This is a genomic window from Dietzia sp. Die43 (assembly GCF_024519835.1).
In the GTDB taxonomy this organism is placed as follows: Bacteria; Actinomycetota; Actinomycetes; order Mycobacteriales; family Mycobacteriaceae; genus Dietzia; species Dietzia kunjamensis.
The window spans coordinates 12,539-32,425 of sequence record NZ_JALJRF010000020.1 but is presented as its reverse complement, the minus strand read 5'-3'; the positions used below and the strand labels follow the sequence as shown (position 1 = coordinate 32,425).

At 70.1% G+C, this 19,887-nt stretch carries 18 protein-coding genes, 1 tRNA gene and 1 riboswitch; of the genes, 1 reads left to right on the top strand and 18 read right to left on the bottom strand.

Annotation, left to right across the window (positions count from 1 at the left end; translation table 11 throughout):
- Positions 1–210: 210 nt before the first annotated feature.
- Positions 211–1,767, top strand: coding sequence for a fatty acyl-CoA synthetase (locus NR111_RS15720; RefSeq protein ID WP_154830658.1), 1,557 nt, complete (start codon positions 211–213; stop codon positions 1,765–1,767).
- A gap of 15 nt (positions 1,768–1,782) precedes the next feature.
- Here NR111_RS15720 and NR111_RS15715 read toward each other — a convergent pair whose 3' ends face one another.
- The 18 genes from NR111_RS15715 to NR111_RS15630 all read right to left on the bottom strand — a co-directional run bounded on the left by NR111_RS15715 (position 1,783) and on the right by NR111_RS15630 (position 19,881).
- Positions 1,783–2,631, bottom strand: a complete 849-nt coding sequence (locus tag NR111_RS15715; RefSeq protein ID WP_256821349.1) for an alpha/beta fold hydrolase — start codon at positions 2,629–2,631, stop codon at positions 1,783–1,785.
- Between the two features lie 26 nt (positions 2,632–2,657).
- Positions 2,658–3,485, bottom strand: coding sequence for a hypothetical protein (locus tag NR111_RS15710; protein WP_069390212.1), 828 nt, complete (start codon positions 3,483–3,485; stop codon positions 2,658–2,660).
- 50 nt (positions 3,486–3,535) lie between these two features.
- Positions 3,536–6,415: an aminomethyl-transferring glycine dehydrogenase gene (gene gcvP / locus NR111_RS15705; protein WP_256821348.1), complete on the bottom strand. Its 2,880-nt coding sequence runs from the start codon at positions 6,413–6,415 to the stop codon at positions 3,536–3,538.
- A gap of 177 nt (positions 6,416–6,592) precedes the next feature.
- A riboswitch (glycine riboswitch) is annotated at positions 6,593–6,692 on the bottom strand.
- A 34-nt stretch (positions 6,693–6,726) separates the two neighbouring features.
- On the bottom strand, positions 6,727–7,368 hold the full coding sequence (locus tag NR111_RS15700) for a MerR family transcriptional regulator (RefSeq protein ID WP_069390214.1): 642 nt from the start codon (positions 7,366–7,368) through the stop codon (positions 6,727–6,729).
- Between the two features lie 248 nt (positions 7,369–7,616).
- A complete protein-coding gene (locus NR111_RS15695; protein ID WP_096907250.1) occupies positions 7,617–8,117 on the bottom strand; it encodes a bifunctional nuclease family protein in 501 nt (166 codons plus the stop codon).
- A gap of 80 nt (positions 8,118–8,197) precedes the next feature.
- Positions 8,198–8,932, bottom strand: coding sequence for a MerR family transcriptional regulator (locus NR111_RS15690; protein ID WP_069390215.1), 735 nt, complete (start codon positions 8,930–8,932; stop codon positions 8,198–8,200).
- Complete coding sequence (locus NR111_RS15685) at positions 8,929–9,348, bottom strand: FHA domain-containing protein (RefSeq protein ID WP_172812138.1); 420 nt, start codon at positions 9,346–9,348, stop codon at positions 8,929–8,931. Before NR111_RS15685 ends, NR111_RS15690 begins: the two co-directional genes overlap by 4 nt.
- A 121-nt stretch (positions 9,349–9,469) precedes the next feature.
- Positions 9,470–9,874, bottom strand: coding sequence for a glycine cleavage system protein GcvH (gene gcvH / locus NR111_RS15680; protein WP_067715784.1), 405 nt, complete (start codon positions 9,872–9,874; stop codon positions 9,470–9,472).
- Between the two features lie 47 nt (positions 9,875–9,921).
- Positions 9,922–10,686, bottom strand: a complete 765-nt coding sequence (locus tag NR111_RS15675) for a CDP-alcohol phosphatidyltransferase family protein (protein ID WP_083249829.1) — start codon at positions 10,684–10,686, stop codon at positions 9,922–9,924.
- The gene (gene secA2, locus NR111_RS15670) at positions 10,683–12,980 is read right to left on the bottom strand and encodes an accessory Sec system translocase SecA2 (protein ID WP_069390216.1); all 2,298 of its coding nucleotides are present in this window, start codon (positions 12,978–12,980) and stop codon (positions 10,683–10,685) included. The genes NR111_RS15675 and secA2 overlap by 4 nt, the downstream gene beginning before the upstream one ends.
- An 87-nt stretch (positions 12,981–13,067) precedes the next feature.
- Complete coding sequence (locus tag NR111_RS15665; protein ID WP_069390217.1) at positions 13,068–14,207, bottom strand: hypothetical protein; 1,140 nt, start codon at positions 14,205–14,207, stop codon at positions 13,068–13,070.
- Positions 14,208–14,317: 110 nt separating this feature from the next.
- Complete coding sequence (locus NR111_RS15660; protein ID WP_069390231.1) at positions 14,318–15,070, bottom strand: S9 family peptidase; 753 nt, start codon at positions 15,068–15,070, stop codon at positions 14,318–14,320.
- Between the two features lie 159 nt (positions 15,071–15,229).
- A tRNA-Pro gene (locus tag NR111_RS15655) sits at positions 15,230–15,303 on the bottom strand.
- A gap of 71 nt (positions 15,304–15,374) precedes the next feature.
- On the bottom strand, positions 15,375–16,841 hold the full coding sequence (der, locus tag NR111_RS15650) for a ribosome biogenesis GTPase Der (protein WP_069390218.1): 1,467 nt from the start codon (positions 16,839–16,841) through the stop codon (positions 15,375–15,377).
- A complete protein-coding gene (cmk, locus tag NR111_RS15645; protein WP_069390219.1) occupies positions 16,841–17,566 on the bottom strand; it encodes a (d)CMP kinase in 726 nt (241 codons plus the stop codon). Before cmk ends, der begins: the two co-directional genes overlap by 1 nt.
- Complete coding sequence (locus NR111_RS15640; protein ID WP_244294358.1) at positions 17,563–18,405, bottom strand: pseudouridine synthase; 843 nt, start codon at positions 18,403–18,405, stop codon at positions 17,563–17,565. The genes cmk and NR111_RS15640 overlap by 4 nt, the downstream gene beginning before the upstream one ends.
- Positions 18,329–19,045 (bottom strand): SMC-Scp complex subunit ScpB, encoded by a 717-nt coding sequence (gene scpB, locus NR111_RS15635; protein WP_069390220.1) that lies wholly within the window; start codon positions 19,043–19,045, stop codon positions 18,329–18,331. Before scpB ends, NR111_RS15640 begins: the two co-directional genes overlap by 77 nt.
- Positions 19,036–19,881 (bottom strand): ScpA family protein, encoded by an 846-nt coding sequence (locus tag NR111_RS15630; RefSeq protein ID WP_069390221.1) that lies wholly within the window; start codon positions 19,879–19,881, stop codon positions 19,036–19,038. The genes scpB and NR111_RS15630 overlap by 10 nt, the downstream gene beginning before the upstream one ends.
- Between the last annotated feature and the right edge of the window lie 6 nt (positions 19,882–19,887).

The window sequence follows — 19,887 nt, the reverse complement described above, 5'->3', positions numbered from 1 at the left end:
CGCGACCTGTGCAATTGGAACGAGACCCCGGTCGAACGTCGGGGAGAGCCACTGTTCGCGTGCCGCGGATGCGGATCCCAGTGGGTCCCGAGTGAACCGTGGACCCCGCGCGAGGCCACCGGGGAGATCCCCCGGGCCGTCCTGGACCTCCTCCGGTCCGGCGACTGACCACCCGGGGTACGACGTCACCGTCCGCTATAGAGTCGGACCATGACCACGACCCCTCTGTCCCCCCTCTCGTCCGCCGGCGCCGGGACCGTCGACGCGATCCTGCGACGGTCCGCCCGCCGGTTCCCCGACCGGGTCGCCCTGACCTTCGCCGACCGTCGCTGGACCTACGCCGAACTCGACACAGCCGTCGACCGGGTCGCCTCCCTGCTCGCCGCTCGGGGGCTCGACGACGGTGCGCGGATCGCCGCCTACGGGGTCAACTCGGACGCCTACCTCATCGGCTTCCTCGCGACCTCACGGGCGGGGTACACCCACGTCCCGGTGAACTACGCCCTGACGGGCGGAGAGCTCGAGTACCTCCTGACGGATTCCGGCGCCTCACTCGTGCTGGTCGACCCCGCACAGGCGCCGACCCTCGAGACCGTCGTCCAGACCCTGCCGTCGCTGCAGACGCTCGCGCTGCAACCCGCCGCCGGGGACCCCGCCGACGGCACGCTGCTGGGCGCGGCAGTGGATCGGGGCGAGGCCCGGCCCGTCGACTCCCCCGCATCCGGGAGCGACCTCGCGCAGCTCCTGTACACCTCGGGCACCACCTCGCGGCCCAAGGGCGCGATGATGACGCACGCGGCACTGGCGCACGAGTACGTCAGCTGCATCCTCTCCCTCGACCTCGCCGCGGATGACGCACCACTGGTGACGATGCCGCTGTACCACTCCGCGGCCATGCACGTGTTCGCGATGCCGTACCTCTCGCTGGGGGCGACGGTGCACCTGATGGCCGCGCCCGACATCCCGGAGATCCTCCGGCGCGTCGAGGAGGACGGGATCGGGTCGCTGTTCCTCGCACCGACGGTCTGGGTTCCGCTGGCCTCCCACCCCGACCTCGACACGCGTGACCTGTCGAGCCTGCGCAAGGCCCAGTACGGCGCGTCGATCATGCCGGTCACCGTGCTGCAGCGCCTGCGCGACAAGTACCCCGAGCTCGGTTTCTACAACTGCTTCGGACAGTCCGAGATCGGGCCGCTGGCGTGCGTCCTGCGTCCCGAGGAGCACGATGCACGCCCGGCCAGTGCCGGCCGTCCCGTCTTCTTCGTCGAGGCGCGCGTCGTCGACGAGAGCGGCGCGGAGGTCGCGGCCGGCGAGCAGGGTGAGATCGTCTACCGCTCCCCGCAACTGTGTCAGGGTTACTGGAACAAGCCCGAGGCGACGCAGGAGGCGTTCCGCGACGGGTGGTTCCACTCCGGGGACCTCGTGGTCCGTGACCCGGAGGGGTTCGTCGAGGTGGTCGACCGGATCAAGGACGTCATCAACACCGGCGGCGTCCTGGTGGCCTCCCGCGAGGTGGAGGACGCCGTGTACCGGGACGAGCGGGTCGCCGAGGTCGCCGTGATCGGCACCCCGGATCCCAAGTGGATCGAGGCGGTGACCGCGGTAGTCGTCCTCAAGGACGGAGCTCACGCCACGGAGGACGAGATCGTCGCGGGCACGCGCGAGCACCTCGCCCCGTTCAAGGTGCCCAAGCGGGTGGTGTTCGTCGACGAACTGCCCCGTAACCAGTCCGGAAAGCTCCTCAAGCGGGAGCTGCGGCAGGACTGACGCGCCGCAGAGCGGTCAGGCGATCCGGGCCAGGACCTCGCGTGCCACCAACGCGGGGTCCTGTTCCGGTATCCAGTGGCCGAGGTCATCGAGGGGGAGGAAGCGGTACTCGGCCGTCACCCGCTCCGCCGTCGCGTCGGCCCCGCTGCGGGCGACCGCGGGATCCTGCCCGCCCCACAGGAATGTGGTGGGGACGGTGACGTCGGGGAGGTCATACCGCCGCATCGCGCGGTACCAGTGCAGGGCCGCGGTCAGTGCCGAGCGCTCCCCGAGCACCTCGAGATGCCGGTCCACCAGATCCGGCGGTACCTGCCCGCCGAACATGGCGCGCAGTCGGTGAGCGTCTCCCTCGAGGAGCACGTCCTCGGCCTTGCCCGCCTGTCGGAACAATCCGAAGTACGCCGACCGGGCCTGCTGATCGGGATCCGTCCCGATCGCGTCGGAGAACGCCGCGAGATGCGGGATCGAGATGGCCGTGAGGCTGGCGACCCGATCCGGATGGTGGGCGGCCAACCACCATGCCACGGACGCCCCCCAGTCATGACCCACCACGTGGACGCGCTCGAGCCCCAGACTGTCCGCCACGGCGAGGGCGTCAGCCGACAGGTGCTCGATGGCATAGTCCGCCACATCGTGCGGACGCGCTCCGGGCGAGTATCCACGCTGCATGGGGGCCACCACCCGGACCCCCTGAGTCACCAGGTCCGCGGCGACGCGCTCCCATTCCCACGCCGACTCGGGGAAGCCGTGCAGGGCCAACACCGTACGCACCGGTGCAGTGTCGGCCGCGTGGCCGTCCGGCTCCCACACCAGGACGTCGAGGGTGCCTACCGGGACGTCCACGGTCGTTCTCCGGGGTTCCATGGAGCGGACACTAGCGCGCAAGGTGGTCAGCGCGGGCCGGTTCCCCGAGGAGCCCGGGCAGACGCTCCCGGGTGGTGGGCAGCCGCCCGCCGGTCATGCCAGTCCGTGACGAGCCACATTTCGACCACCAGCGGGTCCACGCCCGCCTCGTGCGCCCATGCCGCGACCACATCCAGGTACCGCTGGTATCGGCGCGGGGTCAGGCGGGAGGCCGAGTCGATCTCGGTCCACCCGGCGTGGATCAGGGTGCCGATCCCCGCCGGATCGACCGGCACGATATGCGGCGCCGACCAGGCCATGCCCAACGACGACAGGTACAGCGATGCCAGGGGGTATCCCAGGTCCGGAACGCCGCGCCCCGCTCTGCCGGCGGGAGCTCCGTGCCGCAGGAGGTTCATCGCCTCAACCGGCGCGTCGAGCCAGTCCACCACCTCGTGCAGCACGAGTGGGTATCCGTGGGAGGAGACCGATACCCGACCGTGCCGGTCCCGCTCGGCCACCCGGAAGTCCGGCAGCCCGCGCCGCACCCCCGATCGCGACGGGTGGCCGGACAGCCAGGCGGCGCACATGTAGAGCGCCACCACGGATTCCTCGAGACTGCCCCGGGCGCGCCGACCCGCCGCCCACAAGTCGCTCCTTCTGAGGTACCCGGACCCGGACTCGACCCGCCCGCCGTCGAGGCCACCGGCGACCAGGCGTAGGTCGACGCCCTTCTCCGCGAGGCGCAGGTTCCACAGGTCCAGATCGATCCCGACGTACTCGTCCGCGACCAACAGCGCGGGAGGCTGGGCGCGGCACCACTCGCGGCAGGCCGCGGGGAGTGCGGGGATCGGGTGGGGACCGGTCGTCGTCATGCCCCGTACCGTGTCATGCGGGTACGACAACACCGGACCCCGGCGCCGGTTCAGTCCTGTGCGAACGCGTCCAACGGCGGGCACGAGCAGACCAGGTTGCGGTCGCCGTAGGCTCCGTCGATCCGGCGGACGGCCGGCCACACCTTCGGGCGCCAGGTCGACCCCAGTGGGTACCCCGCGACGCTGCGCGGGTAGGCGTGCGTCCACTCGTCAGCGGACACGCTCTCGGCCGTGTGGGGCGCGCCCCGCAACGGGTTGTCGTCCACGGTCCACTCACCGTCGGAGACGCGGTCGATCTCGGAGCGTATGGCCGCCATCGCATCACAGAACGCGTCCAGTTCGGACAGGTCCTCGCTCTCGGTCGGCTCGACCATGAGCGTGTTGGGCACCGGGAAGCTCATGGTGGGCGCGTGGAAGCCGTAGTCGGCGAGACGCTTCGCGACGTCGTCGATCGAGATGCCGACCGAGTCGATGAGCGGGCGCAGGTCGAGGATGCACTCGTGGGCGACCCACCCGCCGTCACCGGAGTACAGCACCGGGAAGTGCTCCCCGATACGCCGGGCCAGATAGTTCGCGCTGGCGATGGCGGTGAGCGTGGCCCGGCGCAGTCCGTCGGCCCCCATCATCCGCACGTACGCCCACGTGATGGGCAGGATCGACGCGGAGCCGAACGCGGCCGAGGAGACCACGCCACCCGCGCCCAGGCCGTCCTCGTGGGGATGCCCGGGCAGGAAATCGCGCAGGTGCTCGGCCACCGCGACGGGGCCGACACCCGGCCCACCGCCACCGTGGGGGATACAGAAGGTCTTGTGCAGGTTGAGGTGGCTCACGTCGCCCCCGAACCGGCCCGGACGTGCGACCCCGACCAGAGCGTTGAGGTTGGCCCCGTCGATGTAGACCTGACCCCCGGCATCGTGGACGATCGCGCAGATCTCCTCGATGTCGTGCTCGTAGACGCCGTGTGTGGACGGGTAGGTGATCATGATCGCCGACAGTTCGGCACCGTACTTGTCCACCTTCGCGCGCAGGTCGTCCACGTCGACGTCGCCGTTCTCACGGCACGCCACCACGACGACCTTCATCCCGGCCATGACCGCGGAGGCGGCATTGGTGCCGTGGGCGGACGACGGGATGAGGCAGACCGTCCGGTCCTCCTCCCCGCGCGATCGGTGGTAACCGCGGATCGCGAGGAGTCCGGCATATTCGCCCTGGCTACCGGCGTTGGGTTGCAGACTGACCGCCGCGTACCCGGTGATGTCGACGAGCCACTGCTCGACATCCGCGACGAGCTCGCGGATTCCGACGCTCTGGTCCGCCGGGGCGAACGGGTGGAGTCGGTTGAACTCCGGCCACGTGATGGGCTCCATCTCGGTGGTGGCGTTGAGCTTCATCGTGCACGAGCCCAGCGGGATCATCGTCCGGTCCAGCGCCATGTCCTTGTCCGAGAGCGCTCGCAGGTACCTCAGCATCGCGGTCTCGGTCCGGTACCGCACGAACGCCTCGTGCTGGAGGAACTCGCTCGTGCGGTCCCCGTGTCCCGGATCCACCGAGATCTCGACGGCCCCGACGGCACCTGCGCCGAATGCCTCGAGCACGATCCCGACGTGCTCGGCGGTGGTGGCCTCGTCACACGCGATCGACACGGAGTCGTCGTCGACCTTCCACAGGTTCACCCCGCGCGCGGCGGCGGCGGCCAGTACCTCATCAGCGCGTCCCGGTACGCGGGTCAGGACCGTGTCGAAGAACTCGTCGTGGACCACTTCGACCCCGGCCGAGCGCAGCCCCCGGGCGAGAGCGTCGGCGTGGGCGTGCACCCGGCGGGCGATCGCCGAGAGACCGTCGGCGCCGTGATAGGACGCGTACATCGCGGCCAGGACCGCCAGGAGGACCTGGGCGGTGCAGATGTTGGACGTCGCCTTCTCGCGGCGGATGTGCTGCTCACGGGTCTGGAGGGCGAGCCGGTACGCGACCCGTCCGTCGGCGTCTGTCGACACCCCGACCAGACGACCCGGCAGGTTGCGGGCGTGCGCGCTGCGGCACGCGAGGAAACCGGCGTGCGGCCCGCCGAAGCCCATCGGGACCCCGAAGCGCTGGGTGGTGCCGAAGCACGCGTCCGCGCCCTTCTCTCCCGCGGGGGTCAGGACCGTCGCCGCCAGCAGGTCGACACCCGCGGCGACCATGGCGCCCCGTTCGTGGCACTGCTCGATGAGCCGGGACACGTCGGCGACACGACCGGACGCGCCGGGGGTCTGCACGAGCGCCCCGAAGAACTCGCCCTCGGGCAGGCCGTCGTCCACCAGGTTCGCCGTGACGAGTTCGATGCCCAGGGGCTCCGCGCGGGTGGCGAGGATCGCCGCGGTCTGGGGGAAGATGTCGGTGTCGACGGCGAAGCGGGGGCTCTTGGAGGAGCGGTTGGCCCGTCGCAGCATCGTCATGGCCTCGGCCGCGGCCGTGCCCTCGTCCAGCATGGAGGCGCCTGCCATGTCCATGCCGGTCAGGTCGGAGACCATCGTCTGGAAGTTCAGGAGAGCCTCGAGACGGCCCTGGCTGATCTCCGGCTGGTAGGGGGTGTAGCCCGTGTACCACGCCGGGCTCTCGATGATGTTCCGGATCAGCACCGGCGGAGTGAGCGTGTCGTAGTAGCCCTGGCCGATCATCGACACGGCGACGGTGTTGCGGTTGGCGAGTTCGCGCAGCGCCGCGAGGGTGTCCGCCTCCGACAGCGGCTCCGGTAGCGCGTCGATCCCCTCCGCGCGCCCGTCCGGTCCCACCTCGTCGAGGATGACCGAGGGGACGGCCCGCTCGGCGAGTTCATCCAGTGAACCCACGCCGATGGTGTCGAGGATGCGTTCCAGGCCGTGGGCGTCGGGGCCCAGGTGGCGGGCGACGAACTCGCCTCCGGTCCGGGCGGTGTCAGGGGTCGTCGTCACAGGTGCTCCTCAGGTGGCGGGGCCGCCCAGACAGGCGGCCTGCGGGCCGGTGCTACCCTCTCCGCTCTGTCCCCTGCCGGACGGGTGCCGGCGCCTGAGAGATTCACCGGGCCGCGTGTGCGGCCCCGGCTTTCCCCGTGGGCGGGTGGTCTGTTCCACCGCTCTCCAGAGGCGTTAGGCGACTACACGGTCCGGGTGCCTGAGAGATTCTCGGAGAGGAGTTGCTCCTTCGGCGCCCGCGACCGACAAGGCCGCGGAGCTCTCCCGTGAGTCGCGTGAACGCATGGCCGAGTCTAGACCACCGGCGCCTATCAGCCCGTGCGGCGTGAGGCGCGAGCGCGCCGACGGGCCGCCAGCTCGTCCTCCACCGGTGCCAGGATGTCGTCCTCGGAGACCGTCTCCGCGGGGAACTCGGCGATCGACCCGGCGAGCTCACGCATCGCGCCCCCGATACCGATGCCGAACACGCCCTGTCCGCCCTGGAGCAGGTCGAACACCTCCTCCTTGGAGGTGCACTCGAACACGGTGCGGCCGTCCGAGAACAGGGTGATGGTGGCCAGGTCCTCCACGCCCCGTGACCGGATCTGATCCACGGCCTTCCGGATGTTCTGGAGCGAGATACCGGTGTCGAGCAGCTGCTTGACGATCTTCAGGACGAGGATGTCCTTGAACGAGTACAGGCGCTGGCTACCCGAGCCGGCCGCGTTACGGATCGAGGGCACCACGAGGTCGGTGCGGGCCCAGTAGTCGAGCTGCCGATAGGTGATCCCGGCGATCTGGCATGCGATCGGGACCCGGTACCCGCTCGTGCCGTCCGGGATCCCGTCATCGGGGAACAATCCGGGCTGCACCTCGTCGAAGGAAGCCTGGGTGCCCTCTCCTCGGTCCCCGAAGAGACTCTCCGTGTTCGTATCGGCGACGGACGGCTCCGAGACCCGGGTGTGGTCGGCCACGATTGCTCCCTCAAGATGCGGGTGTCGCCACGATCGTGACGACACGGTACCGGGCGGCGATGCCCGGATCCTGGACGCGTGAACACCATCGGTGTAGTTCACTGAGGGCAACGCTATGCCCGCCGCGGGCCCTGATCAATAGGACACGCGGTAAACCTCAACCTCAAGTTGAAGTTTAGAGTCTGTCCTGACCTGCGAACTGGTATCGGTGTGGCCACTGTGAATGCCAAACTCGCAGGTCGCAGGCGTCAGGACGATGACCCGCCCGGTTCTCTGGGCGCCTCCGGTCCGCCGAGAAAATCGTCAGGGTTCACCTGATCGAGGAACTCCCGGAAGGCTTCGACCTCTTCCTCGCCCTGCTCCACGAGGGAGATCCCCACCTCGTCGAGCACCTCCCGGCTCACGAGTACCGGCGAGGAGGTCCGCAGTGCAACCGCCACCGCGTCTGACGGGCGCGCGGACACCCTCGTGTCGCCGAAGACCAACTCCGCGAAGAACGTCCCCTCGGACACTCCGATGATCTCCACCTGCTCCAGCGGATGCGAGAAGGTGTCCAGTAGCGCGGCCACGAGGTCGTGGGTCAGCGGCCTGCTCGGCCGCACCCCCTGCTGTTGGAGGCTGATCGCCGCGGCTTCGGCCGCCCCGATCCAGATCGGTACGTACCGGCCACCGTCCTTCTCGTGCAGGATCAGTACGGGTGCGTACTCCGGCTCCTCGAAACGGACGCCGACGATGTCGACCTCGCGCATGTTCTTTCCCATGTTCTCCGCCTCTCCCACGTCTCAAGCGTAGCCCCGATCCGGTTCACCGCGAGCGGGCGCTGTCCCTGTCAGGACTCGAGGGCGTGCCTCACGGCGACGGTCACCAGGGTCGAATGGAGCGACACCGACAGTGCCGCGATCTCCCGCGCCAACTCCGCGGCCCGGTCACGGGCATCGGCATCGCCCTGGCGGGCCACCGGGCCGGCGATCTGGGTGATCAACCCGGTCTGCCGATCCGCCGCCGTGCGGAAACCCCTGAGGTGGCGCACGTCCACCCCGTGCCCGGCCAGATCGTGCGCGGTCCGCGCCACCAGGACCGCTTCGGGGTCGAAGAAGCCGCCGGGCCCCGCCGCGATCAGGCCGGCGTCGATCAATGCGTCGACCAGTGCGGCGTCCACCCCGGACTGCTCGACCACGTTCTCGCGAGTGAGCCTCTTCAGGGTGTCGCTCCGGAAATCGTCCGGGGCGGAGCCGGGGACGCCGTCCTCACCCGACCGGGGCCGCAGCGCGGTGGTCGACCCGTCGGCGATGCCGGCGTCCAGTGCGTCGAGTTCCTGCCGGATCACCTTGAGCGGCAGGTACCGATCGCGCTGGGCGGTCAGTACGTACCGCAGGCGCTCGCGGTCCTCGACGCTGAACCGCCGGTATCCGCTCGCCGTGCGCTCAGGGGTGACCAGCCCCTCGTTCTCGAGGAACCGGACCTTCGACACCGTCAGGTCCGGGAACTCCGGACTCAGAAGTGCGATGACGCCCCCGATGGAGAGGTACTCCTCTTTCGGGGCGCCCTGTCCGGCGGCGGTCACTGCCCGGGCGTACCCGTCAGGAAGACGAGGCGGAACTTGCCGATCTGGACCTCGTCGCCGTTGGACAACGACGCCGAATCCACGGGCTCACGATTGACGTAGGTGCCGTTCAGCGACCCCACGTCGACGACGGTGAAGGTCTCGCTCTCGCTCCGGAACTCGGCGTGCCGCCGGCTCACCGTCACGTCGTCGAGGAAGATGTCGCTGTCCGGGTGCCGTCCCGCGGACGTGGTGGCCTGGTCGAGCAGGAACCTCGACCCCGCGTTGGGGCCACGCTTGACCACGAGCAGCGCCTGCCCCTCCGGGAGCCCCTCGACACCGGTGACGGCGGAGTCGGACTGGGCCGCCTGCTGGTCGGATTCGTTGAGGAGCTCGGCACGGAACACCGAGGTGGTCTCGGCGGTCGCCTCGGGCATGTTCTTGTTCTCGGTCACGTTCGTATCTCCTCGTCCGAGCCCAGCGGGGGCTCACCGTGCGGTGCTGTTGATTCTATGTCGGAGTCCCCGGTCGCGGGGCCCGGGGGCGGCGACTACCCGCTCAGCCCTCGGTGATCTTGGCGTACCCGTCCGAATCGAGGGTCTGCTCGAGCTGGGACTCCAGGTCGTCCACATCGGCGATCTCGAGGACGACGATCCACCCCTCACCGTACGGATCCGAGTTGACCAGTTCGGGAGACGTCTCGAGGGCGGTGTTGACCTCGACGACCTTGCCGCTCAGTGGCGCGTAGAGGTCGGACACGCTCTTCGGCGACTCGACCTCACCGAAGGGCTCACCCGACTCGGTCTCCCCACCGACGTCCGGGAGTTGGACGAACACGATGTCACCCAACTTGGACTGCGCGTACTCGGTGATTCCGATGCGCACGCGGGTGTCCGACACCCGCTCCACCCACTCGTGCTCATCGGTGTACCTGAGCTGGTCGGGGATGTTCTGATCGCTCACTGACGCGCCCTTCTCGAGTGGCTCACTTCGAATTCCATCTGGCGACATTACACACCGTCGGGCGCCCCCACATCAGCCGATCGGGCCCCGCGCGGGGGAACCGCCCGCGCTATCCTCGACGCCTGCCAGACGTAGATGCCCCCGCTCCAGGCGTACAGGCCGACACCCCAGTACAGGCACGCCTCCCCCACGAGTTCGAAGGCCTGGCCTCCCGGTACTCCGGCGTGGCCGGTCAGCAGCAGCGGGAGCGACCAGAACAGGGCGAAGGTCGCCGCCTTGCCCAGGTAGGTGACCTCGGGTTCCAGCCCCCGCCGGCGATAGACCGGGAGCGTGGTCGTCAGCAGGAGATCACGCGCGATCAGCACCACCACGATCCACACAGGGATGTATCCCGCCACAGCGAAGGTGACGGGGACGGCGGCGACGAGGATCCTGTCGGCGATCGGGTCCAGACGCTCGCCCCAGGTCGAGCGCATGTTCCACAGGCGGGCGATCTTGCCGTCGAGCCAGTCCGAGACCACCAGCACCCCGAGTATCCACAACGCCAGGGGTGGGTCATCCCACGCCAGGATGCTCAGGACGAGAACCGGGATCAGCGCGATGCGCCCCAGGGAGATCGCGTTGGGCAGCGTCCAGAACCGGTCGCTGACCTCCGGGACCCTCGCCGGCGTGTCAGGCCCCAGGCCGGGCGGGACCGCCGCGGACAGGTGACCGTCCCGGGGAGGGGGGATCCTGGCCCCGAGGACCTTGCCCTCGCCGGTCCGCCATTCCCGGAGGTCGGTCTCCCGTCGACCGTCACGCGCCGCGCTCATCGGAACGTCGACATCATTCCGGAGAAGACGTTCCCCCCGGCCGCCATCGGGTTGTCGTGGACCATGTAGGTCCAGGTCGAGGTGGGTCGTGCCATGGAGTTGGCCTCGAGGTCCACCCCGGAGTCGGTGAACTCGATCTCGGCGAAGGTCGTCTCGGACTCGCGGACCGCGTCGGCAGCGAGATCACGGAAGTGGTCGATCGCGATCCGGTGGAACTCGTCGAGGGGGTTCTCGCGCCCCAGCGCGCGGAGGTGGATCGATTCGCGGACGTCGTTCATCGTTTCGAGATGTCGCGCCCAACCACGGTCGAGATGCCACAGCATGATCTCGCGGCATCCCTGCACCACCGCGTCGCGGCCGTGCGCCTCCACCAGCCGGGCACTCCGTTCGGGATCATGGGCCGTGAGTTCCTCGAACGCCTTGTCCGTGCGGAGCAGCGCGGCACGTCGCTCGGCGAGGATGTCGCGCTGTTCGGCGAGGAGGCGGCTGTAGCGCCAGGTGTTGGCGTGGATCTCCAGCATCTGCCCCTCCGTCACCCGCTGCGCGTGATCGACGGCGTCACGTCCGCGGTTGCCCTTGAGCAACCCGGTGATCCGGTCGTGGGCGGTCGGGATCTTCTCGGGTTCGAGCGCGGAGGTCACGACGGGGTCGTCCATGGCCGCGAAGAACACCGAGCTGCCCGGGTCGCCCTGCCGTCCCGCCCGTCCCCTGAGCTGGTTGTCGAGTCTCTCGGTCCGGTGCCGGCCGGTGCCCACCACGTGCAGTCCGCCGAGTTCCACGACCTCGTCGCGCCGCGACTCGTCGGAACCACCGAGTCGGATATCCGTCCCGCGGCCGGCCATCTGGGTCGAGACGGTGACGTTCCCCACGTCACCCGCCTCGGCGATGATCGCCGCCTCCTCCTCGTCGTTCTTCGCGTTGAGGACCGCGCAGTCGACGCCCTTCTCTGCCAGCCGCTCGGCCAGTTCCTCGGACTCGGCCACGTCGTGTGTGCCCACCAGGACCGGCTGGCCTGTGGCGTGGACCGTCGCGATGTGCTCGACCACGGCGCGGGTCTTGCTGTCGGTGTCGATGTAGGTCCGATCGGCCTCGTCGAACCGGATGTTCGGGGCGTTGGAGTCGATCTGGGACACGCCCAGGGAGTAGAACTCGCGCAGCTGGGCACCGGCGGCGAGCGCGGTACCGGTCATGCCGCACACCTTGTCGTACCGCCCGATGAAGGCCTGGACCGTGAGACTGTCCAGGATCTGGCCCGCCTCGGACACCGGGACGCCCTCCTTGGCCTCCACGGCGGCCTGGAGTCCGTCCGGCCACCGCTGGAGCTCGGCCACGCGCCCGCGCGAGGCGTTGACCAGTTGCACCCGTCCGTCGCGGACGATGTAGTCCACGTCCCTGCGAAGGAGGAAGCATGCGTGGAGGGCCACGTTGACCTGCACGAGGGTGGTACCGACGTGGTCGGCGTCGTACAGGTCGGCGATGCCGAGTTCGGTCTCGATGGCCTCGGCGCCGTCCTCGGTGAGGAAGATGTTGCGCCGCTCGGAGTCGGTCTCGTAGTGCCGCCCCGGGCGCAGTTTGCGCACCGCGGCCAGGACCTCCCCCGTCGGCGCCTCCCCGGAGGTGGAACCCGCCAGGACCAACGGCACGAGAGCCTCGTCCACCAACACCGAGTCGGCCTCGTCCACGAGGGCGACGTCCGTCGTCGGGGAGATGAGGTCCGACGGGTTCGTCACCAATTGCTCCCGGAGTACGTCGAAACCGATCTCCGAGACCGAGCCGTAGGTGACATCGCAGCCGTAGGCGACACGCCGTTCATCTCGTGTCGAGGATTCGGTGACGTGGCCGACCGACAGTCCCAGCAGCTCGAACATCGGCCCCATCCAGCGGGCGTCCCGGGCGGCGAGGTAATCGTTGACGGAGACGACATGGACGGTGTGGCCCTGGAGGGCGTACCCCGCCGCCGCCACCGCCCCGGAGAGCGTCTTGCCCTCACCCGTCGCCATCTCCACGACGTCGCCGGAGAACATGCGCAATGCGCCCTGGAGCTGGACGTCGAACGGCCTCAACCCCACAGTCCGGGCGGCGGCCTCCCTGGCCAGTGCGAGGAAGCGGGCGAGGTCCTCGGGAGGATCCCCGAAGAGCTGCAGGTCGTGCGCCGTGTCCGCGAACTCGCCGTCGTCCAGTCCCGCCGCCCACTCGTCGTACTCGTGCGAGGCCTCGACCGCGCTCTGCGCGCGCGAGGTGTCGCGTCCCTGGGTGGAGCCCATGAGCTTCCAGAAGCGGTTGGCCAGTCCCACGCGTGGAATCCTTCCCGGTCACGAACAGATGCGTCCACCGTACGCAGGCGGGACGCGGGCGGGGACGTGCCCCGCCGGTCACGACGTCTAGCGCTCCGGGTCGATCTGGCCCCGCAACCGCCGCATGGACTCCGTCGAGAGCATGCGATCCCCCGCCCTGGCCGCGAGATTCTCCGCCACCACGTCCGCCGGTGAGGGGCGGTAGGGCGTCGAGGGCGAGGCCACACCGTTGTCGCGTGCGATCCCGGCGAGACGGTCCGCCTCGGCCACCGCGGCATCCGCCCGTGACTCCACCGACTCGACGAGCTCACGGAACGCGACCGCCCGGTCGACGACCTCTACCCACACCCCGTCGATCGACGTGCCCATGCCGGTCAGGGTGGTGAATCCGTCGCTCGCAGGCGGCACCCCGGCCGTCGCCGCCGCTTCGCGAAGTCGACACAGGTCCCCTGCGAGTCCGACCACCTCGGCCTCGGCATCGAACTGCAGCCGGATCTCCTCGACCGACCGTCCGCCCCGCGCGTAGGCGCGGTACAACCGGTCGTACAGACCACCGACCTCCATGAGCGTGGCCGTGTACATCTCCGGGATCCGGCGCCGGTCCGCCCGGATGTGCGGGAGCGAGGGCAGCGACTGGACCACCGACTGCACCCGCTGTGGCAGCACCACCCTGCCCATCTCACGCTGACCCCTGGCCGCGGCGACGGTCCCGAGTTCTGCGAGGGTCCGGGGCACGAGCGGAACGGCGGCCATCGTCGGCGTCGATGCCAGTGCGTCGAACAACCGGCCGCGGTCATCGGTGTCCAGGTGCACGCCGCGCCGACGGTCGGCGCGGATGTCCTTCACCCGGAACGCCCAGACGCCGGTACCCCGTGTGAACCCGGTCCGCAGGACGAGATACCTCCGGTCGAGATCCGCCAACCGGGTACGCAACGCCATCCGCAACATGGACGGCACCGGGGTGCCGAGGATCCGTCGGAGGTCGTGGCGTTGTTCCTCGATAATCCGAACCTGGTGGAACCCGTTGACCGTCGGGAACGGGAGATTGCGGTGCAACCGGGCCAGGACGACGTCGCCGATGCGGGGCTCGACCAGCCCGCAGGCCACGAGCAACGCGGCCCTGTCGGACAATTCCGCCACCGGGGCCTGCCCCTCCCCCCGGCACATCCGGTCGACGTCGGACACGATCCGGTCCCGTGCCGTCTGTGGCGTGCGCTCGTCGACCATGCCCCTCCTCGCCCGCGCGTCCGGCGCGCGGCTCCTCTCACGGGATTCCTATCGGTTACAACGGTAGGCCCCGGCCCGGTGTTCCCCGGCACCACCACCGGGCCGGCGCGTCAGAGGTACTGGTCGACCCAGGCGCTGATGATCTTCGCGGCTCGCTGTGCCTGCCCGTCCACCGTGAGGAAGTGGTCCGACCCCTCCAGCGAGACGAAGCTGCGCGGGTGGAGCGCCGCCCGGAAGATCTGGGCGGCGTTGTCGATGCCCACCGTCGCGTCGGTGGGCGAATGGATGACCAGTAGTGGCCGGTCGAGGGTGTGCACCCGGCCGATGAGGTCTGCCCGGCGCACGTCCTCGACGAACTCTCGCTTGAGGGTCATCGCGCGGCCACCCATCGACCAGGTGCCACTGCCCTCCTCCAGGACCGTGCCGGCGATCGCGTCGTAGTGCCGCTCCACCTCGGCGGGCTCGGCGGGCGCCCCGATGGTGACCACCGCCCTGACGCTCGGTATCTCCTGCGCCGCCAGGATCGCCGCGGCCCCGCCCCACGAGTGGCCGACGAGCAGATCCGGCGGGGTCCCCCGGTCTGCCAGGAACTCCGCGGCACGCACCGTGTCGGCCACCTTCACGGAGAACGACCCGTCACCCAGGACACCGTCGGACTCACCGATGCCGAGATTGTCATAGCGCAACATCCCGATCCCCTCCTCGGCGAGGCTGCGGGAGATGCGGAACGCGGCCGGCGAGTCCTTGCCCAGTGTGAAGCCGTGCACGAACAGCCCCCACCCGCGCTGCCCGACCTCGGGGGCCTCCAGCGCGCCGGCGAGCTCGGGGCCCCTCGTACTGGTGAACCGAACATCCTCTGTCATGCCCGCCATCACACCCGGCACGGCATAGCGGGGTCAAGGCCGAGGTAGCGACCACGACCGGGAACCGGACCGCGCCCCTCCCGTGCACCAGGGGACGCCAGAGCCGACAGATACGACGAAACCCCGGGTCAGATTTCTCTGACCCGGGGTTTCTCCGTGTCGGGCTGACAGGATTTGAACCTGCGACCCCTTGACCCCCAGTCAAGTGCGCTACCAAGCTGCGCCACAGCCCGTCCGCCACCGCGGCTCGCGCGGCGACTCGATTACCCTAGCGCACCGGTTCCGTCGGACTCCAATCGGCAGGTCACTTGCGCTGTCGACGCTCCTTGACCCGCACGTTCACCCGGACCGGGGAACCATCGAAGCCGAAGGTCTCACGGAGCCGACGCTCGAGGAAGCGCCGGTACCCGGCCTCGAGGAACCCCGTGGAGAAGAACACGAACGTCGGGGGCCGGGTGGTGGCCTGGGTGCAGAACCTGATCCGCGGCAGACGACCACCACGCATGGGCGGCGGGGTCGCGGCGACGACCTCGCTCATCCACGTGTTGAGGGGCCCGGTGGGGATCCGCTTGTCCCAGGAGTCCAGCGCCGTCTCCATCGCGGGCACGAGCTTGGCCAGGGCGCGGCCGGTCCTGGCCGAAATGTTGACCCGGTGGGCCCAGCTCAGCACCCGGGACAGTTCGCGGTCGATCTCCTTGTCGAGGTCGTACCGCCGGTCCTCGTCGACCAGGTCCCACTTGTTGAACGCGATCACCAGCGCACGGCCGGCGTCGGCGACCATGGAGATGACCCGGAGGTCCTGCTCCGTGATGGGCTCGGAGGCGTCGAGCAGGAGGACGACCACCTCGGCCGCCTCGATCGCACCACGGGTACGCAGCGAGGCGTAGTACTCGTGACCGTAGGCCTGGTTGACCTTGCGGCGCAGGCCGGCGGTGTCGACGAACCGCCAGGTGCGTCCCCCGAGCTCCACGAGCGAGTCGACGGGGTCGACGGTGGTGCCGGCGACGTTGTCGACCACCGACCGCTCTTCGCCGGTCAGCTTGTTGAGCAGACTCGACTTACCGACGTTGGGCTTGCCGACGAGCGCGACGCGCCGCGGCACATCGGTGGCCTCGCGCATCCTCGCCTTGGACGGCAGCTGCCGCAGGATCTCGTCGAGGAGGTCTGCCGTGCCGCGACCATGGGCGGCGGAGATGGCGTGAGGCTCGTCCAGGCCGAGGGACCAGAACTCGGCCGCCTCCAGTTCGGCCTTCTCGCTGTCGACCTTGTTGACGGCGAGGATGACCGGGGTGTCGGACCGACGCAGGCTCTTGGCCACCGTTGCGTCGGCGGCGGTGATGCCCACCGTGCCGTCGCACACCAGCACGATGAGGTCGGCCGTGCCCATGGCGATCTCGGCCTGCTGCGCGATGGAGCGGTGCATGCCCTTGGCATCCTGCTCCCAGCCACCGGTGTCCTGCACCATGAAGGTGCGGCCGTTCCACAGTGCCTCGTAGGAGACCCGGTCGCGGGTGACGCCCGGGACGTCCTCGACGACGGCCTCCCGGCGGCCGATGATGCGGTTCACCAGGGTGGACTTCCCGACGTTGGGTCGGCCGACGATCGCGACGGTGGGAAGGATCTCCACGCCCTCGGTGACCGCCCCGATCTCGTCGGCGAACTCCGCGGCGACCGCCTCCCAGTCGGTGTCGTCATTCCAGCCGTCCTCGATGGTCTCCTCACCGGGACCGGCGGGCAGGTCGAACTCGGGGTTATCCTCGTTGGTCGGCATCATGCGTTCCCTTCTGCGGTGGCGCCGTGCGACGCGTGGATTCCCTCGGCGAGCGCGACCAGGCGGTCGAGCACCTCGTCGAGGGTGAGGTCTGAGGTGTCGATGACGACGGCGTCGTCGGCGGGCCGCAGCGGGCTCGCGGCGCGAGTGGAATCCTTGCGGTCGCGTTCGATGACGGCGGCCAGCACCTCGTCGTAGTCGGCCTCGCGGCCGGCGGCGAGGTCCTGGTCGGTGCGGCGCCGGGCGCGCACCTCGGGGCTGGCGGTGAGGTAGACCTTCACCTCGGCGTCCGGCAGCACCACGGTGCCGATGTCGCGCCCCTCGAGGACGACGGTGCCCCCGCTGGAGGCCAGCCGCCGCTGCAGGAGGACCAGGTTCTCGCGGACCTCGGGTACGGCGGAGACTGCCGAGACCTCGGCCGTGACGCGGGCGGTGCGGATCTCGTCGCTGACGTCCACACCGGCCAGCAGGACGCGCTCGGCTCCGGCGTCGGTGCCGATCTCCAGCGGGAGGTCGGCGGTCGCGGCGATCACGGCGGCCGCGTCCTCCGGGTCGATCCCGGCGCGCAGGACCTGCAGGGTCGCCACCCGGTACATCGCGCCGGTGTCGAGATAGGCGCCGCCGATCCGCCGGGCCAGCGTGCGGGCCAGGGTGGACTTCCCTGTCCCGGCAGGGCCGTCGATCGCGATGCGTCGACGCGCGGTCGGGGCGGTCGGGGCGCTCACAGGCCGACCGCCTCGTACAGGTCGGAGACCTCTTTTCGGCCCAGCTTGCGGAAGGTGCCCGCGCGCTGGTCACCGAGCGCGATGGCCCCGAACCGGGTCCGGACGAGCGCCTCGACCGGGTGCCCGACCTCGGCGAGCAGCCGCCGGACGATGTGCTTGCGACCCTCGTGGAGCACGACCTTGACCAGCGAGCGCCCGTCGTGGACGTCGAGGATCGAGAACTGGTCGACCTTGGCGGGTCCGTCCTCCAGCGTCACCCCGGCCCGCAGCTGCTTGTTGACGCCCTTGCCCACGACGCCGGTGACGGTCGCCATGTAGGTCTTGGAGACCTCGTAGGACGGGTGCATGAGGCGGTGCGCCAGCTCGCCGTCGTTGGTCACCAGGAGCAGGCCCTCGGTCTCGGCGTCGAGACGCCCGACGTGGAACAGTCGCTGTCCGGCGTCCACGCGGTCCGCGACGAGGTCGCCGACGCAGGGCCGACCCTTCTCGTCGGACATGGTCGTGTGGTAACCACGAGGCTTGTTCAGTGCGAGGTAGACCAGGGTGTCGTCCAGGACGATGCGGGTGCCGTCCACGCGGATGACCGCCGTGGCGGGGTCGACCTTGACGCCCATCTCGCGCACCTTCTTGCCGTCGACCTCCACCCGTCCCCGGGCGATGAGCTCTTCGGAGGCCCGGCGGGAGGCGACCCCGGCCTGGGCCAGGATCTTCTGGAGGCGGACCGGTGCGCCGTCTCGGCCAGCGGATTCAGTCATGAAAACGTCACATCTCTTCGTCGTCGTCTCGGGGTGTGGGGTCGGGCGCCGCGGTTCGGCGCCGCCCCAGTGGGATCCGCGGATCGTCCGCGGGGTCGTCGCTCATCTCGTCGACCAGGTCGACATCCGGCAGCAACGGGGCGATGTCCGGCAGCTCGTCGAGCGACGTGAGTCCCAATCTTTCCAGAAATAGCTCTGTGGTCCTATACAGGATGCCCCCGGTGTCCGCATCTGTGCCGCATTCCACCGCCAGCCCGCGCGCCACGAGCGTCCTCATCACGCCGTCGACGTTCACCCCGCGGACCGCCGCGACCCGCGACCGGGTGACCGGCTGCCGGTAGGCGATCACGGCCAGGGTCTCCAGCGCGGCCCGGGTCAGGGTGGCCCTGGTGCCGTCCGTGAGGAGCCGTTCCACGTACGGCGCGAGGTCGCGGCGGGTGTAGAGACGCCAGCCGTCGCCGCTGCGCCGCAGGTCCATCCCGCTCCCCGCGGCCGTGAGTTCGTCCCGCCACGCCCGCAGCTCGGCCTCGACCTCGGCGACCGTCGATCCGGCGGCCGCGGCCAGTGCGCTCTCCGGTGTCGGTTGATCCACCACCAGCACCAGGGCCTCGAGCCGGGCACGGAGCGGCGGCCCCTCCGGCTCCGGCACACCGGGCTCGTCGTCGTCCCCGATCGGTCCCACCGGCTCGGGGTCCCCGGGCCCCGACACGTCGCTCACGTCCACTCGTCCCTTCCCTTCGTCACCTCGTCGGCGTCCCCGCCCGTCCACCTCACCAACAGGTCCCCCAGCGCCTCGTCCTGGGCGAGCGCGACCGCGCGCGCCCGGTACAACTCCAACAGGGCGAGGAACCTGGCGACGACGACGAGGGAGTCGTCGCACCCCGTGATCAGGTCGCGGAAGTCCACCCACCGACCCTCGCCGTGGAACTTCAGCAGCTCCAGGACGCGGCCCGCCTGCTCGGGGACCGAGACGACGGGGGCGTGGATGTGCCCCACCCCCACCTCGTCCACCGGCCGCGGCCGGAACGCGACCGCGGCGATGGTGGCGAACTGGTCTGGGTCCACCCCGAGCTCCACCTCGGGGAGCAGTCCCAGGAACTCCTCGTCGGGCCCGGCGGTCCTCGGGTACGCGTGTCGCGCGGTGCGGTCGAGCTCACCGAACAGCTCCGCGACCTGACGGAACGCCCGGAACTGCAGCAGGCGGGCGAAGAGCATGTCCCGGGCCTGCAGCAGGGCCAGGTCCTCGGGGTCCTGCACCTCACCGGACGGGACGAGGCGGGCCGTCTTCAGGTCGAGAAGTGTCGCCGCGACGACCAGGAACTCGGTGACCTCCTCGAGCCCGGCCTCCGTGCCCAGGCGGCGGGTGTGCGCGATGAACTCGTCGGTGACGGCGTGGAGGGCCACCTCCGTGACGTCGAGGCGCTTGGAGTCGATGAGCCCCAGCAGCAGGTCGAACGGACCGGTGAAGTTGGTCAGGTGGACGGTGAACGCCCGCGGGTCCCCGACCTCCGTCGCCGACCCGACCGGGTCCTGACCCGACGGGGGCCCGACGCCGGTCACCGCCCG